The 16,235-nt window shown below is 40.0% G+C and carries 15 protein-coding genes; 8 read left to right on the plus strand and 7 right to left on the minus strand.

Going from position 1 to position 16,235, the window contains the following annotated elements:
- The first annotated feature begins 85 nt into the window (after window positions 1–85).
- Together MHH44_RS13050 and MHH44_RS13055 are read left to right on the plus strand one after the other, a co-directional pair.
- Window positions 86–1,804: an ABC transporter ATP-binding protein gene (locus MHH44_RS13050; RefSeq protein WP_340798810.1), complete on the plus strand. Its 1,719-nt coding sequence runs from the start codon at window positions 86–88 to the stop codon at window positions 1,802–1,804.
- Window positions 1,801–3,597, plus strand: coding sequence for an ABC transporter ATP-binding protein (locus tag MHH44_RS13055; RefSeq protein ID WP_340798812.1), 1,797 nt, complete (start codon window positions 1,801–1,803; stop codon window positions 3,595–3,597). Before MHH44_RS13050 ends, MHH44_RS13055 begins: the two co-directional genes overlap by 4 nt.
- Before the next feature lie 358 nt (window positions 3,598–3,955).
- Here the strand turns inward: MHH44_RS13055 and MHH44_RS13060 are convergent, their stop codons facing one another.
- Window positions 3,956–4,828, minus strand: coding sequence for a CPBP family intramembrane glutamic endopeptidase (locus MHH44_RS13060; RefSeq protein ID WP_340798813.1), 873 nt, complete (start codon window positions 4,826–4,828; stop codon window positions 3,956–3,958).
- 162 nt (window positions 4,829–4,990) lie between these two features.
- On the opposite strand from MHH44_RS13060, the gene MHH44_RS13065 reads away from it, so the two are divergent.
- From MHH44_RS13065 to MHH44_RS13080, 4 genes are all read left to right on the plus strand, one after another.
- Window positions 4,991–5,695: a response regulator transcription factor gene (locus tag MHH44_RS13065; RefSeq protein ID WP_008404288.1), complete on the plus strand. Its 705-nt coding sequence runs from the start codon at window positions 4,991–4,993 to the stop codon at window positions 5,693–5,695.
- Window positions 5,685–7,046: a sensor histidine kinase gene (locus tag MHH44_RS13070; protein WP_008404290.1), complete on the plus strand. Its 1,362-nt coding sequence runs from the start codon at window positions 5,685–5,687 to the stop codon at window positions 7,044–7,046. The genes MHH44_RS13065 and MHH44_RS13070 overlap by 11 nt, the downstream gene beginning before the upstream one ends.
- Window positions 7,036–7,581, plus strand: coding sequence for a PepSY domain-containing protein (locus MHH44_RS13075; protein ID WP_008404292.1), 546 nt, complete (start codon window positions 7,036–7,038; stop codon window positions 7,579–7,581). Before MHH44_RS13070 ends, MHH44_RS13075 begins: the two co-directional genes overlap by 11 nt.
- Before the next feature lie 90 nt (window positions 7,582–7,671).
- Window positions 7,672–8,247 (plus strand): PepSY domain-containing protein, encoded by a 576-nt coding sequence (locus tag MHH44_RS13080; RefSeq protein WP_065215689.1) that lies wholly within the window; start codon window positions 7,672–7,674, stop codon window positions 8,245–8,247.
- Window positions 8,248–8,304: 57 nt separating this feature from the next.
- On the opposite strand, the gene MHH44_RS13085 is transcribed toward MHH44_RS13080, so the two are convergent.
- Window positions 8,305–9,045: a class I SAM-dependent methyltransferase gene (locus MHH44_RS13085; protein WP_008404294.1), complete on the minus strand. Its 741-nt coding sequence runs from the start codon at window positions 9,043–9,045 to the stop codon at window positions 8,305–8,307.
- Window positions 9,046–9,278: 233 nt separating this feature from the next.
- Between MHH44_RS13085 and MHH44_RS13090 the strand changes: the two genes are divergently transcribed.
- A complete protein-coding gene (locus MHH44_RS13090; RefSeq protein WP_340798814.1) occupies window positions 9,279–9,899 on the plus strand; it encodes a heat-shock protein in 621 nt (206 codons plus the stop codon).
- Window positions 9,900–9,913: 14 nt separating this feature from the next.
- On the plus strand, window positions 9,914–10,363 hold the full coding sequence (locus MHH44_RS13095; RefSeq protein WP_008404297.1) for a hypothetical protein: 450 nt from the start codon (window positions 9,914–9,916) through the stop codon (window positions 10,361–10,363).
- A gap of 60 nt (window positions 10,364–10,423) precedes the next feature.
- On the opposite strand, the gene MHH44_RS13100 is transcribed toward MHH44_RS13095, so the two are convergent.
- From MHH44_RS13100 to kynU, 5 genes are all read right to left on the minus strand, one after another.
- A complete protein-coding gene (locus MHH44_RS13100; RefSeq protein WP_008404298.1) occupies window positions 10,424–11,902 on the minus strand; it encodes a methyl-accepting chemotaxis protein in 1,479 nt (492 codons plus the stop codon).
- A 161-nt stretch (window positions 11,903–12,063) separates the two neighbouring features.
- On the minus strand, window positions 12,064–12,687 hold the full coding sequence (gene kynB, locus MHH44_RS13105) for an arylformamidase (RefSeq protein WP_008404300.1): 624 nt from the start codon (window positions 12,685–12,687) through the stop codon (window positions 12,064–12,066).
- Between the two features lie 10 nt (window positions 12,688–12,697).
- A complete protein-coding gene (locus MHH44_RS13110; protein WP_008404302.1) occupies window positions 12,698–14,044 on the minus strand; it encodes a sodium-dependent transporter in 1,347 nt (448 codons plus the stop codon).
- Between the two features lie 32 nt (window positions 14,045–14,076).
- Entirely contained in the window at window positions 14,077–14,934 is an 858-nt protein-coding gene (gene kynA / locus MHH44_RS13115; protein ID WP_008404304.1) for a tryptophan 2,3-dioxygenase, read from the minus strand.
- An 11-nt stretch (window positions 14,935–14,945) separates the two neighbouring features.
- Window positions 14,946–16,205, minus strand: a complete 1,260-nt coding sequence (gene kynU, locus MHH44_RS13120; RefSeq protein ID WP_008404306.1) for a kynureninase — start codon at window positions 16,203–16,205, stop codon at window positions 14,946–14,948.
- Between the last annotated feature and the right edge of the window lie 30 nt (window positions 16,206–16,235).

Raw genomic sequence — 16,235 nt, forward strand, 5'->3', positions numbered from 1 at the left:
TCTCGAAATATTTTCATTGAGTTCCAATAGACGAAATGGCATAATAGAGTTAAAATTCAGTGAATTCATTATAAGGAGTTAACAAATGAAAACGATTTTTCAATTTATGAGGCGCTATAAATGGCCTGCAGCAATCGCATTTTTTCTCATGCTATTGGAACTTGCAAGCGATCTGATACAGCCGCTGTTCATGGCGAGAATGATTAATGAAGGCCTTCTTGAAGAAAATTTACATAATGTCGCATTTTGGGGTGGCTGTTTATTTGCTTTAGCCCTATTCTCTTTCATAAGCGGAGTACTCAACTCCTTCTTCTCCGCGCATGTCGCCCATAGTTTCGGTTTCGTTCTACGGAAAGCATTGTACAGTAAAATACAATCACTGACGATGGCGACCTACTTGACTTTCCCAACTTCCGGACTTATTACACGTCTGACAAGCGATGTTACACAAACGATGAACATCGTCTTTATGATGCTGCGGATTGCAATGAAAGCACCGTTAATGACGGTTGGTTCGCTTATTATGGCGTTTCTCATTAATGCGAAGCTTGCGCTCATTTTATGTGTCAGCTTTCCGTTTTTGCTAATCTTCCTCGTATGGATGGTATCAGTCGGAATCAAGCTGTTCGCACAAGTTCAACAGAGACTTGATTTTGTGAATCGTCAGCTTCAGGAAGGACTGCAGGCTGTCCGATTGATTAAAGCGTATATGCGTGGTCAATATGAAGAAAGCCGCTTTTTAAGCGTTGCAGAAAACTTGAAATTTGATACGATCAAAGCGACACGTGTCATGGAAATTGCATTGCCTGTGCTTCAGTTTGTTATGAATATTAGTCTGCTCATTGTTATTTGGGTTGGTGCAGATGCGATCCGGGACAATGAGATTCTTGCCGGTGATTTGGCCGCTATTATTAACTATGCATTCCGTATGACGGCATCGTTTTCTATATTTTCATTTATTATTATTGCCTATGCCCGCGCCAAAGCGTCTGCTGAGCGTATCGAAGAGATTTTAAATGTCGAGGAAGGCATAGAGGAAGTACAAAAAAATGAAGCCCCTCTTCTTAAAGACTTTTCGATTCATTTTGACAATGTCTCATTCCGTTATCCAACAACGGAGCAGTATACGCTTCAAAACCTGTCATTTTCAATTGGCAGCGGCGAAAAAATTGCCATAATGGGGGCTACCGGTTCAGGAAAATCGACTATTTTACAATTGGTCGAGCATTTTTACGAACCGAACAGTGGAGACATTTATATTAACGATCAAAATATAAAGGATATCCCATTGCAGCAGTTGCGTCGTTCGATTTCCTATGTCCCGCAGCAATCCCTCCTGTTTTCGGGGACGATTGTGGACAATTTACGCTGGGGACAAAATGATGCAACTATCGAGCAAATTATTGACGCGACAAAAAAAGCGCAAATCCATCACTCTATCAAAAGCTTTGACGAACAGTATGAGACGATGATTGGACAGCGCGGTATCAACTTATCCGGTGGGCAGAAACAGCGACTTGCAATTGCCCGTGCCCTGTTAAAACCGGCATCGTTACTTATTTTAGATGACAGTACTTCAGCTCTGGATGTTGCGACAGAGCAGAAACTATGGGAGGCGCTTGATCAGGAGGCCATCACCATGCTCGTTGTAACTCTAAAAATACAGACTGCACAAACGGCTGACCGCATACTGCTCATTGACGAAGGCCAACTGCACGGATTTGGCACACATGAACAATTAATGGCAACGAACGAATTGTATGCGAAAATTGTTGCTTCACAGCAGGAGGTGCTTGCCGAATGAAGTTTTTCAACTATGAACCCATCATCACAAGAGAACAAATTAAAAACACAAGCGGTAAGAAGAAAAAAGGTGAACGCGCGCAAAACTGGACGTATACATTGAAACGTATTTTCGATTTTGTAGCCGAACAGAAAATGCTCCTGTTTATCGTTTTACTGCTTGTCGTATTAAGCTCAGCTTTTGCTTTAGTCGGACCGTTCATCATTGGACGGCTCATCGACCAGTTTATTGATGGCAGTTCGCTAACCCAGCTTTCATACTGGCTATACGGGCTGGCGGTCATTTATTTACTTTACAGTTTAGCGAGCTATTTCCAAAACTATTGGATGGTCAGCATCGCCCAACAAACTGTATTCCGAATTCGTACACAGCTTTACGGACACTTTTTCAAGCTCCCTCTCCGCTTTTTCGATAAACGAAAGCATGGGGAATTAATGAGCCGCGCGACAAATGATATCGAAACAATCAGCTCAACGTTAAATAGCGCCTTTATCCAAGTTGTATCAAGTATTTTGACATTAACAGGTACGGTTGCCGTTATGCTTTGGCTTAGTCCATTATTGACACTTATCACAATGCTTATCGTACCGCTTATGTTTTATGGGATGCGCTGGATAACAAAACGCACAAGCTTGCTATTTAAACAGCAGCAGGCAGCGATTGGGGAAATGAACGGATTAATTGAAGAGTCCATTACCGGTCAGCATGTCGTTAAAGCCTTTTCACAGGAAACGGAAATGCTGCGTCAATTTGACGAGAAAAATACACGCATTCGCACGGTCGGATTCTGGGCATTAACGTATTCCGGGTTTATCCCGAAAGTCATGAACACGCTGAACAGTTTAAGCTTTGCGATTGTTGCGTTGGCCGGTGGTTTATTTGCCTATTACGGCCATATTTCAATCGGGACTATTATTATTTTCACGGAGTATGCAAGACAGTTTACGCGCCCCTTAAATGATTTGGCCAACCAGTTCAACACCGTCCTTTCGGCATTGGCAGGGGCTGAACGTGTTTTTTTGATCCTGGATGAAAAAGAAGATGAAATTGACGGGGAAAATATGGAACTTCTCGGGAATGTGCGTTTTCAAAACGTTTCTTTCCAATATGATGCACAAGCTTCCTCCCCTACTCTGTCAAATGTGTCCTTTGAAGTGAAATCCGGGCAGTCAGTTGCATTAATCGGTCAAACCGGTGCCGGGAAAACAACGATTATGCAGCTATTGACCGGACTTTATGAGAAAACGGACGGGAAGATTGTATTTGATGATATGGAAATAGAAGAAATTTCAAAAGCGAGTTTGCGCAGTCAAATGGCATTTGTCTTGCAGGATCCGTTCCTTTTTGAAATGTCGATCAAAGATAATATCCGCTACGGGAAGCTCGATGCAACAGATGAAGAAATATATGAAGCTGCTAAAAAAGCGAATGCCCATACATTTATCGATAAGCTGCCGGAAAAATACGACACGATTTTAAGTGCAGACGGCAGCCAGATTTCTCAAGGACAAAAACAGCTGTTATCGATCGCCCGTGCATTTGTAGCCGATCCGAAAATTTTATTATTGGATGAAGCGACAAGTAGTATTGATACCGTGACGGAGCTCCATATTCAGGAAGCACTTGAAAAACTGATGGAAGACCGTACGAGTTTTATCATCGCCCACCGCCTGAATACAATTCGCAAAGTCGACTATGTTATCGTCTTAAATCAAGGGAAAATCATCGAACAAGGAAATCGCCAAGAATTAATTGAAAACCAGGGCGTGTTCGGACAAATGCTTAACGTGTAATATTAAATTTTGATACCGAAGTAGAGTTTTGATTTGATAAAGAAAAATTATTTGTAAGAAACGGACATTTAAGAAAATTGATTGGAATGGAGGGCGAGTGTAGCTTACGGCTACGCCTTTCGCTACAAGCAAAGCTTCCTGCGGGAACAGCACGACGCCTGAGACTAGGAACAAAAGCTAAAAACGCCACGTCCTGTGGCAACGCTTTTGTGACCAACATCCTGTTGGCCTCATGCCCGCGGAAAGCGTCCCGGAATGGAAATCAATTTTTATGCACAGCAAAATGCCAATTTTCTTTGAGAGAAAATTGGCATTTTGAGGTTATATCTCAGCCTAATCTTGTATTGTCCATGATTAGCTAAACCGTTTCGATATCCGTTTGTTCCTCCGACTTCGGTGCCGGATTTTTTAACTGACGAAAGTTTTTATAGTATTTGACGAGTAAGATAATAATAATGGCCGCAAAAATTAAGAAGAACGCCATGTTTATCAGCAATTCCTGCTGGGCTGCTTCTGTTGTCGGTAAATCAAGTTTTGTCGTTTGATTTGTATAGACAAACTGGAGATATGCCAAGAAGTTATTAAAGCTATGTAAAAGCATTGGTATCACGATATTTTTCGTTTTTAAATACGCGTAGCCAAGCACGCATCCTAATGCAAAGGCAAATACGACATTGATTGGGTTAAGGTGGATAACACCAAATATAAGGGAGGAAATAATAATACTCTTTTGCGGACTCCATCTCAAGGTGAAACGGCGAAGCAAGATCCCTCTAAATAACATCTCCTCATATATGGGGGCAAGAATGCAAATATTAATAAAGAATAATACGTAAACGAGAAATGATGGCTGTACTTCATCCAAATTCAGCATCGGAAAGAATGAAAACAGTTCCCGTATATGCTCTTCAAAAATAAGATACACAATCGTGAATAGGATTGTTGTAAATACAACGGTAATCAATTGGAAGCTAGCGGTAATCGATAAATATTTTGCCCAGCGCCCTTTTGTCATCGTAGTATGAATCGGCTGTTCATTAAACGAGAAATTCCATTTTTTTGTTTGATGCAGCAAGTACATTAAACAGCTGACCGAAACAAAAAATGTAACCCATTCCTCACTTGCTGGGATATCGATTAAAAATAACAAGATAAAGCTCGCTATGAATATACCAATCGCAAACAGTATAAAATAGCGAAGCTTAAAATTTTTCAATTCACTATAATCCATTATTTTACACCCCCTGTAAATAGAGTAACATGAAATGGAAGTTTTATCCCAAGCATCGCTACCCCTTTTTGATCATTTTTCACCGAATAACGTTTCTCCATTGCCAATACCGCCTCTTTTACAATACGATGGATACAAAACAGATAGAAGTGGGTGTTTTGCATGTCTAAAATTTTAATTGTGGAAGATGAACAGCAGATCGCGCGTGTATTACAGCTGGAGTTAGGGTTTGAAGGCTATGAAACAACAATTGCCAATACCGGTACGGACGGTTTGCTAAAATTTCATGAAGACGAATATGATTTAGTGTTGCTTGATGTGATGCTTCCGGAGCTGAACGGCCTGGAAGTGCTGAAACGAATTCGCAAACATAATGAAACCGTTCCCGTTCTTTTACTCACTGCTAAAAGCAATATTGAAGATAAAGTGACAGGGCTTGATTACGGGGCAAATGACTATATAACAAAACCATTTGAATTCGATGAACTGCTTGCACGAATTCGTGTTGCATTGCGATTTTCGCACAAATCTGCTCCAGAACCAACATCATCGTCTGTCCACACATTTCAGGACTTATCATTAAATGAGCAAACCCGAGAAGTCACAAGAAACGCGCTACAAATTGATTTGACTCCTCGTGAGTTTGACTTGCTGCTGCATTTTATGAAGCACGCTAAACTTGTACAGTCACGGGAACAGCTGCTGAATGCAGTTTGGGGATATGACTATTATGGTGATACAAATGTTGTCGATGTATATGTCCGTTATTTGCGTCAAAAACTAGAGGTAAATCTGAATTTACCGCCACTACTACATACAGTTCGCGGTGTCGGCTATGTGTTAAAGGAAGCGTCAAATGAAACTTAATACAAAAGTAAATCTGTTTTCCATGTTATTGACTTCGGTTATTTTAATCGGTAGTTTTACAGGCATTTATTATTTGTATAAAGAGTTTGCTTTTTCCACAGAGGCAGAGCAATTACAGGCACGGGCAAATGAGCTGACAACAGCAATAAGCGCACTTGAATCCATGGATGGAATTGATTCGATTTTCGGGGCATATCTCCCGACTGATGGAGCGATCATCGTTCGTGAGATTGATGATAATACGGGTAAACCATTAATCCGTCTTCAAAAAACCTCGGAGCAAATTGATTTTAAACTTGATCCGGCACAGCATTATACGGAAAAAACAATACATGATGTCCCTCATATCGCACTTGCTACTCCAATCATTTTGCCGAATGATGAAATTGCCGAGGCAAAGCTGATCCAGCCATTGCCGACCATTACCGATAATATGAATCGACTGTTAATTATATTAGTTTTGATGACACTTGTTGCACTCATTCCGATTTATTTGGCGAGCCAACTATTTGTTCAACTGATCGTAAAACCCGTTTTGCAGCTAACGTCGACGATGGAAAAAAATATTCAGCAGTCCAGCTATGAACAGATTCCCACCCGCAAGCAATCGAACGATGAAATAGCACAAATGGCAACGACGTACAATCATTTAATGGCACAGTTGGAAGATGCCCATGACAAACAGCAGCAATTTGTCGGCAATGCTTCACATGAACTGAAAACACCGTTAACGGTCATTGAAAGTTATACAAAGCTGTTAAAACGCCGTGGCACACAAGACGCAAAAATTACGGAAGAAGCGTTGGAAGCAATTTTAAAGGAAACTACCAATATGAAGGCCATGATTGAACAAATGCTCGCATTGGCAAAAACAAATGAAATGACGAAAATCAATATGACGACATTTGCATTACAGCCTTTTATCGATCAGATTGTTCAAAGTATAAAAACTGCTTATCATCGTGAGATTCACGTTAATATTCCTGATGTTGACATTACAACGGATGAAGCAAAATTAAAACAGCTGCTTTTTATATTTATTGATAATGCACGAAAATACAGTGACGATGTCATTAAAATTCACGCTTCTGTGAAAAATGATCTGCATATCTCTATACAGGATTTTGGTGTTGGTATACCTCAAGAGGACCTTCCGAATTTGTTCCATCGTTTTTACCGGGTTGATAAAGACCGTAACCGGAAAACTGGTGGCACCGGCATTGGCCTCTCGATTGCAAAGGAACTCGCCGATCGTCTGAATGCCGAAGTTTCCATTGACAGTGAACTAGGAAAAGGAACAACGATTTTACTCATCGTTCCACTTTCAGGAGGTGCACAACATGAAAGCTAAATGGATTACCCTATGCATCGCCGTCATTCTCATTGGATTTTTCATTACAATGACAGTCAAGCAATTATCAACACCGCATGAGCTGAACACGAATGAACTGGAAGTGAAGATTAAAGATATTTATAATGCGGAAGTCCAAACATTGGTGAAAGAAAAAGATCAATTTATCGCTTCGTTCAATAAAGATGGTTCGATTTTTGAAGTGAATGTAAATGCCGTTACAGGGCAATTTTCCGATTTAAAGCTCATTCATAAAAATGAAAAAAAGCAAGATGAGCAAAATAATTCGGAAGTATCAAAAGAAGATCAAACATCTACAAGTAAGCCAGTTGAAAAAGCAACAAAGCCAGTACTGTCTGAACAGCAGGTCGTAGATATTGCATTAAAGGAAGTGCCTGGTGAAGTTGATTCAGTGGAATTTGAAGGTAACGCTGAAGGCGGCGTCTATTTTGTGGAGATTGAACAGGAAGATGATGTCATCGTTCAAGTCCATGCCATTACCGGCGAAATTATCGTAATTCAATATGATGATTAGTTTTCTCATCAATTTCTAATAATTCTCTCAGACCGTTTTCATATTCGCTCGTTATACTGACATTACAAACAAGAAAAGGAGCGAGTAAATATGAATAAAAAATTTTTAGCAATCCCGGCATTACTAGTAGCAATTGGTGGAGGCGCTGTATTCGCACAGTCCGATTTATTTGCGCAAGCAGAAAACAACCCAAGTATTTCAGCTGGTGAAGCAAAGAAAATTGCGTTAAAACAATTAAACGGTGAAATTATTGGTTTTGAATATGATCGAGATGATCGTACACCACATTATGAAATTGACATCTTAAAAGACAATGAAAAAATTGAGGTTGAAGTGAATGCAGGTACAGGTAAAGCGGTTGTAACAGAACGTGAAAACATTCGTACAGTTACAGCGGAAAATACCGAAAAAACCGATGATACAGTAAAAGGAACGGATTCATCGAACACTTCTGCTGTTATCACGGAAAAGCAGGCAATTGAAATTGCTCAAGCGAAAGCAAAAGGTACCGTAACGGACCTGGAATTGGATGAAGATGACAACCGTCTGATCTATGAGATTGAAATCCGTAACGGTAAAATGGAGTACGATTTTGAAATCGATGCAAAAACAGGCGACATTATTAAGTACGAAGAAGATTTAGACGATGACCGTTTTGATAACTAGTCAATATAAGCACTAATATTAAAAAAGGAGCGCAGATTGATTTCTGCGCTTTATTTTTCATTTTGCCTTTCTCGCCTTTAAGATTATAAAGGAAGGACGATGCTGTTCTTTTTGTAGGCTTGGAAGTAATTCGATTGCTTCGTCTGTTGGCATTGGCTCCACTAACTTTTCTATTTGTAACCCGTTGTTGATCAGTGTGTTTATAATTGTTTCGATTCTACGATGGTACATTACGACATTGTCAACAAGCCAGTTCTGTGTTCGTTTCCCCTCATCTTGGTAACGTGAAACTGCAAAATGCGAGGGTGTTTCTTTCTTATCTGTAATCCATTGTTCCACACCTTTATTAGCTGTTGAAATCGGGTGCTCGATGGAGAAAAGGAAAATTCCTTCTGGACACAATGCTCTGGTTACCTTTTCAATGACCCCTTCAAAATCCGCTACATAATGAAGTGCCAATGCGCTTGTTATAAGATGATAATTCGATTCCTGCAAGATTATATCTTCAATTGAGATTTGTTGAAAGTGAAGACGATTACTTTTATAGCGCTTTTTTGCTGCGGCAATCATGTTACCTGAAATATCGATTGCATCAACATACTGTGCCCCGTTTACAACACAGTCATTTGCAAACTCCCCTTTTCCACAGCCTAAATCCAATAAGACTTTCCCTTTTATATCCGGCATTAGTGCTATAAAATTGGGCCGCTCCAGCAAATTGTTATAATTAAATTTCCGATTTCGAATTTCTTCATATCCTTTGAAAAACAAGTCATTATCATAAATATTTTGCTTCATTCTTTTCCTCGTTTCACCATAACGTTATGACTATTTTGCGCAACCTCATTATCACATAGCAGGAAAATTTTAAATAGACTTATATTTCAAATTTTAGTAAGATGTAGATAGAGGCATGTCTAGTTTTACTAATTCCACTTTTTTTATAAAAACTATGCAAATTCCTTCGCGATTTGCATAGTTTTTATTCTTTATGCCCTCTCTTCAAACTTATTCGGAATTGAGGAAAGTTTATGAACAATGATTCGAAAAGCATCCTACTCTTTTTTCTGTTTGTTTTATCCACCCATTCAATTTATGTCGTTTCTCAACGCATAGAACATCTGGAGCTGGCTTTAGCGCTGCTCACATTTGCTTTATTTGTTTTATTTGTTTTGCTGATTTTCAAGATCAGCTTAAGATCGATTGTCATTACATTAGCAACAATTGTGGCTTTGCTCGATATTAATTCGATTTTCTACTTGTCTCTTCCTGATTTATATACGATCAGTTTCACAGTCGGTGTACTTCTATTTCTTTGTTTTTATTATGGAAAAGCAAAAGATGCGGTACTTGCAGGGATCGGTTTTTGTATTATGAATTTAGTGATTCATATCGAACCATTAATACAATGGGAATGGATTATCCTTTTTTTACTACATAGCATTCTGTTTATCATCGGGAGCAAAAACCAATTTACGATTACAAAAAGAATTTATGTAAAGTTATTTGGTGTAACCTTCCTTTTACTTGTTGCAGGTATTTTGAGTGAACATAACTATTGGGCGGCTGTTGGACTTTTACTGTATTTGGCGGTGCTGATTGGGATAGATTTCGTTTTTCGAAAACAACAAAGTACCTATACAACACATTGAGGTGAGACATTCTGATGAAAAATGTAAATCGTTTATTTCTTATTATTGCTATCATTATCCTTGTTATTATTGGCCGCTATTTTATGGCACAAAATGAAGTAACGGTAATACCTGACGTAACAGCAGTAACGAATGAACAGGTGATTGAAACAGTTCGCGGTAGCTATTGCTGGCATTCTGCAGGTGAAGCAGAGTGTGTTGATACGGCTGCCCCGCATGAAATTATAATTGCACAGAAAACCCCTTACGTAAAAGTACATCCAGGGGAAGTAATGGAATTTCAATATAGTCAAAATGTAACGAGTGTTTCCATTCAACAATGGATTGATGATTATGATTATAAAGAAATTGCCACATCGACACGTTTTAATGCCCCACTGGAAAAAGGTATGTATATCATTTCCAGTATGGCGCGCTTTAGCAACGGTGATGTGACAGACAGTATTGCAATCGAAGTAGAATAACTAAAAAGGGAAGTGTCCGGTTATTTTGGACACTTCCTTTTTATGTGCGGTTTACTATTATTAGCGTTTTGTAATTTCCGCTAATTCACTATGTAGCTGCTGAAGTTCATTACTGGCATCCGCAATCGATTTCATCATGATATGCTCTTCATTTATTGAACTTGCGATTTCTTCAGTCATTGCAGCATTTTCTTCAGAAATAGCGGACATATTTTCAATTTGATTCATTATTTTTTCAACAAGCTCGTTTGTATGTGTAATTGTCGACATGTTTAGATGAAGCTTCCCTTGTATATCATTAAATGATAGTTTAATTCCATCAAATGAACTTGTAATTTCGTTTAATGTGCCAACACTTGAATGAACTGCTTCTTTTCCTTCATAAGCTTTTAACTGGGCAGTTGTTGCTCGCTCAAGCAACTGCTGTGTAACAACGGTAATACTCGTTGCGATTTTTGCACTTTCTTCCGCAAGTTTTTTCACTTCTTCTGCAACAACCGCAAATCCTTTCCCATGCTCCCCTGCCCGTGCTGCTTCTATTGAAGCATTTAAAGACAGTAAATTCGTCTGATCCGCTATTGCTTTAATACCATTTAGCAGATTGTTTACATTTGCAAGGCTCTCTTGCATATTGTCAATTGTCGTTGTCGTTAAATCAATGGAGTCGCTTAATGTTGCCATATCAGCTGTAACAATGTGCACCTGCTTCCAGCTCCGTTCAATCGCTTCCTGCACTTCATTCGAATCCTTTACAGTCGATTTAGAAGACTCTTTCGTTTTTACCATATTTTCATGAGATAAAATGATTTGTTCATTAATTTGCTGAATCATTTCAGCTTCATTATGAATGGCTGCTGCCATTTGATTCGATGACTGTAAAATTGTTTCGCTCGCAACATTTAATGTCCCCACATTTTCATTTACATGTGTAATATTTTGTGCAAGCTGGATTGAACCTTCATCGATTTTATTTAATACTGATGTTAAATTTTCCAACAGTTCTTTTGCTACCCGCTCTTTTTCCTGGGCATCCTTCACGAGTTTGTTGCCCCATTGTGTCAATCGGTAAAGCAAATAGTTACAACCGGTCATACTCACAAATACTGTAATGAATACGGCCAGATTGGCATTTACCCCTAATAAATTTTCCGGCACTGCTATGTATAAGAAAACATAAAAGATACTGACAATCAGTAAAAATGTCTTAATCAACCGTTCATTAAAATACATTGCTCCCATAATAAATGTGACAAACAACATATAATGTTTATTGATTGTATACCCATCAAGATAGAACAATAAAAATACGACAGATGCAGGAATCAGTACAAAAATTAATCCTTTGGCAAAATTAGAAATATTCAAGAAATAATTGACCGTCGATAATAAGATAACTCCGGTTCCTGCAATTAAATATGGAACTGAATTACTAAAACCGTTTGCAATCACAAGCGGTGAAACAATTAAAATAGCCAGTCCAATCGTAATAAACAGATTTAATTGATGAATCCAATTAACCTTTTCGTTGCGTTTCTTCAAGCTTTTCCCTCCTAGGAATTTTGGATTACAAATAAAATACTTTGTAGGAATATATTACAACTCAAAATCAAACTATTCAATGGACTTTTTTAACGCGAAGAAATTTATTTTTATTACAAAAGAAGCCCACGACATAAAATCGTGAGCTTCTTGTTATTATTTCACTCTATCAACTTTTTTCGAACGACCGCACGAACAGGTGCACCGTCAGCACCTGCTATTTTAAGCGGCAATGCAATCAATTCATAAAGGCCTTGCTGAACATGCCCTAAATCGAGTCCTTCGAGAATATGAATGCCATGTTCGTACAACTTGTGATGAGCCAATACTTCCTTGCTGTCCAATGGATCAACGGAAGGATTGTCTATGCCAAGCAATATTACACCGCGCTCCTTTAAAAATGGCGCTACATTCGGATGAATAACCGGAATAGTTTGCGGAAATGCTGCACTCGGCTGTTCAATTGTTTTAAGCAGTACACGCTTTGCACTACGGAAATCAACGGGTTCCAGCGATTGAGCTGTAACCATTTCCTGCCCAATGCAATCCACAATCACGCAGTCGCCGATATACACATTCACATCCAATTGCTCGATCGTTTCAGCTTCACTGTTAAAATGAAACGGTGCATCTGCGTGTGTACCGGTGTGCAGCGAAGTCGTCATCCGTCCGATATTGACCGAGCCCGTCTGTTGTTTCGTATATCCTACTTCAAAAGAAAACGGTGTATCCCCCGGCCAGTTCGGCATCCCGTTTTTCATCGGCTGTGTAATATCAATCCACATGGCTTCACCCCTAATATTGAATGACTAAATATGCAAGCACAACGACAATGACTGTCGGTACAACGAAGGTCATTAAAAAGCGATATGTTCTGTAAAAGCCTTCACCCATTTTACTTCCTTGCAACAGCTCGCTTTTTACGAGGTTTTTATCCATAATATGCATAATAAATATCGCAATAAGCAAGTTGCCGATCGGTAAAATGATATTCGACACTAGAAAGTCGGTGAAATCAAAGATATTGCGTCCAAAAATCGAAACATCTCCTAATGAACTGTACGTTAATGTTGAAGGAATCGAAGCGATAAACACAAGGATACCGATGATGATTGTAATTTTCGCGCGGCTAATGTTCCATTTTTCAATAATGGCAGCAACGATAATTTCATACATACTAAACGATGACGTTAATGTTGCAAATAAAAACAGAATTAAAAACAACGCTAAAAACAGTTCGCCAAACGGCATTTGCGAGAACGCTGCAGGCAATACCATAAACAGTAATGGCGGTCCGCTTGCCACTTCCATATCAAATGCAAATACAACCGGGAAAATCGCTAAGCCCGCCAAGAGGGATACAAAAATACTCAGTCCTACAACAGAACCTGCTGAATTCGGTAAGCTCACATCTTTCTTTAAATAAGAACTATATGTAACTAAACATGAGAATCCAACAGCCAATGCAAAAAATGACTGCCCTAACGCATATAATATTGATTCACCGGTAATGTTCGAAAAGTCCGGATACAGGAAAAATTTAATTCCTTCCATTGCTCCGTCCAATGTTACGGCTCTTACAACTAAAATAAAGAACATAATAAACAGTAACGGCATCATGAATTTATTTGCCTTTTCAATCCCGTTTTGAACACCAAGTGCAATGATCACTACATTGGCCAATGTAAATAATCCCAAACCGAGTAAAGCAATCCAAGGTGTACCTGTCACTTGTCCGAAAAATGCCCCTGGTTCCATAGCTGGTGCAATTACATTTCCGGCTACCGAAACTCCGCTGTAAACAAAAATCCAGCCGCCAACTACACTGTAAAACGATAATAATAAGAAGCAGCCAATGATGCCGAGCTTGCCAATCCAAGCCCAGGCCTTCGTATTCGGAGCCAATACTTTATAGGCAGTAACTGCCTCTTTTTGTGTGGCACGCCCGATAATATATTCCGATAAAAGCATTGGCAGCCCGATAATTAATGTCAGCAGCACAAAAATCAGGAAGAATGCGCCACCTCCACTTTGACCGGCTACATATGGCATTTTCCATATTGCTCCGAGCCCAATCGCTGCACCAGCTGACGCTAAAACAAATCCTAATTTACTTGACCACTGTCCTTTACTCTTCTCCATCTGTCTCACTCCACTCATCTGTCTAAACTAAGCTATAAAGCTGTCCGCAAATCCCAGAGCTCCGGGAAAAAGCGGTGATCGAGCACTTTTCGCAAATAATTGACCCCTGATGAGCCACCTGTCCCCACTTTAAAGCCAATAATGCGCTCGACCGTCTTCATATGACGGAAACGCCACTGCTGCAAGGAATCTTCAATATCGACGAGCTTTTCACCAAGCTGATATAAATCCCAGTACGTATCGATATTTTCATAGACGGTTTTCCATGCGGCGGCAACAGTATCGTCACCACTATATACTACCGAAAAATCACGGTTTAGCAAAGCTTCAGTTATTGGCAATCCTGCTTTTGCCAATGCCTGAATCGCCACATCATAGATACTTGGCGCATCATACGCCTCTTTAAGTACTTCAAGAATGTCCGGTTCCTTTTCATAGATTTTGAGTATATACGGTGTTTTATAGCCGAGTGCAAATTCAATTAAGCGGTACTGATAGCTTTGGAATCCCGATGCTTTCCCCAGTTCATCACGAAACTGCAAATATTCGGCCGGCGTCATCGTTGCCAATACATCCCACGCCTGAATGATCTGCATTTGGATTTTCGAAACACGTGCAAGCATCTTAAATGCCGGCTGCATCTCTCCTTGCTGAATCGCACGAATCGCACCGCGCATTTCATGAATGATCAGCTTCATCCAAAGTTCACTCACTTGATGAATAATTATAAAAAGCATTTCATCATGATGGTCGGAAAGACGGTTTTGACTGTTTAAAAGTGGGGCCAGACTTAAATAATCGCTGTATGTCATATCTTCACGAAAATCTGTATGAATCCCTTTTTCATCTTTTAGCTTGTGCTGCAAATCCGAAATTGAACGTTTATCCACTGACTCACTCCTTATGCAATGATATCTCGTTTATTTTCGTACTTCTCATAAGTTTTGTTTGTGACAATATCTTTTAATATCTGCACTGAATGCCATACCTCCTCAAAGGAATTGTACAGCGCAACCGGTGCCAGGCGGATGCCGTTCGGTGCACGGAAATCCGGTACAACGCCATATTCTTTTAATGCTTTGCAGATTCTTGCCGCCTCGTCTTGCACTAAAAACAGATGGCCGCCACGTGTCTCGTCAAGCGGATTTCCAAAAGTAAATGTGTTCGGCAATTCTTGCTCAATACAATCCATCATAAATTGTGTTAGGGCGAGTGATTTTTCACGAATCGCTTCAATTCCTGCTTCTTCAAACAGTGAAAGTGCGCCTTCAATCGGGGCCAGACTCAATATATGCGGTGTACCGATCTGATAAGCCCCGGCATGCGGTGCAGCGGTAATTGTTACATCTAAATCAAACTGCTTTTCCTTTGCTGAGCCAAACCACCCGGCCAATCCGGGTGCTGTTCCAAAATGTTTCTCATGAACGTACAATCCTGCTACTGAGCCCGGACCACCGTTTAAATGCTTATAATTGCACCAAAACGCAAAGTCCGCGCCGATTTCATGAAGATGGTGCTGAACGGAACCAATCGAATGGCATAGATCAAATCCAACCAATATGCCGTGTTCATGTGCGGCTTCCGTAATCGCCTGCAAATCCAACACTTGGCCACTGCGGTATAAGACAGCAGGCAGAACCGCAACCGCCACATCCTCTGACATCGCTTCGATGATGGCTTCTGTCGTAATCGTTTGCCCGTCTTCACTTTTCACCAGCTTCATACTGCTCTCAGGCAAATTGTGCAAAGCAATTTGGCTGGCAATCGCATACAAGTCCGACGGGAAGTTCAGTTCGTCAGCCAATATTTTATAGCGTGACGCAGTCGGTTTGAAAAACGTAGCCAACAGCTGGTGCAAGTTTGTTGTTGTGGAACCAGTCAGAATTACCTCTTCACTTTTCGCGCCAATTAATGGTGCGCACATTGCCGCCAGCTTTTCGGATAAATAAAACCAAGGATGTTCCCCATTTGTCCATCCGTCAATGCCAAAATCCTTCCATGAATTAAGCAGTGTATGCACCGACTGCTCCGCCCTCTTTGACAATAACCCGAGCGAATTGCCGTCCAAGTATATCTGTCCTTCTTTTTTATAAAACTCTTCTGCATATTTCTGCAGTCCATCCAATTCATCGAGTTGTCTTGCTTTTTCGATCGTCGTCATACTACCACCCCTTCTAGTAACTTATTAATA

Source organism: Solibacillus sp. FSL K6-1126 (genome assembly GCF_038003445.1).
Lineage (GTDB): Bacteria > Bacillota > Bacilli > Bacillales_A > Planococcaceae > Solibacillus > Solibacillus silvestris.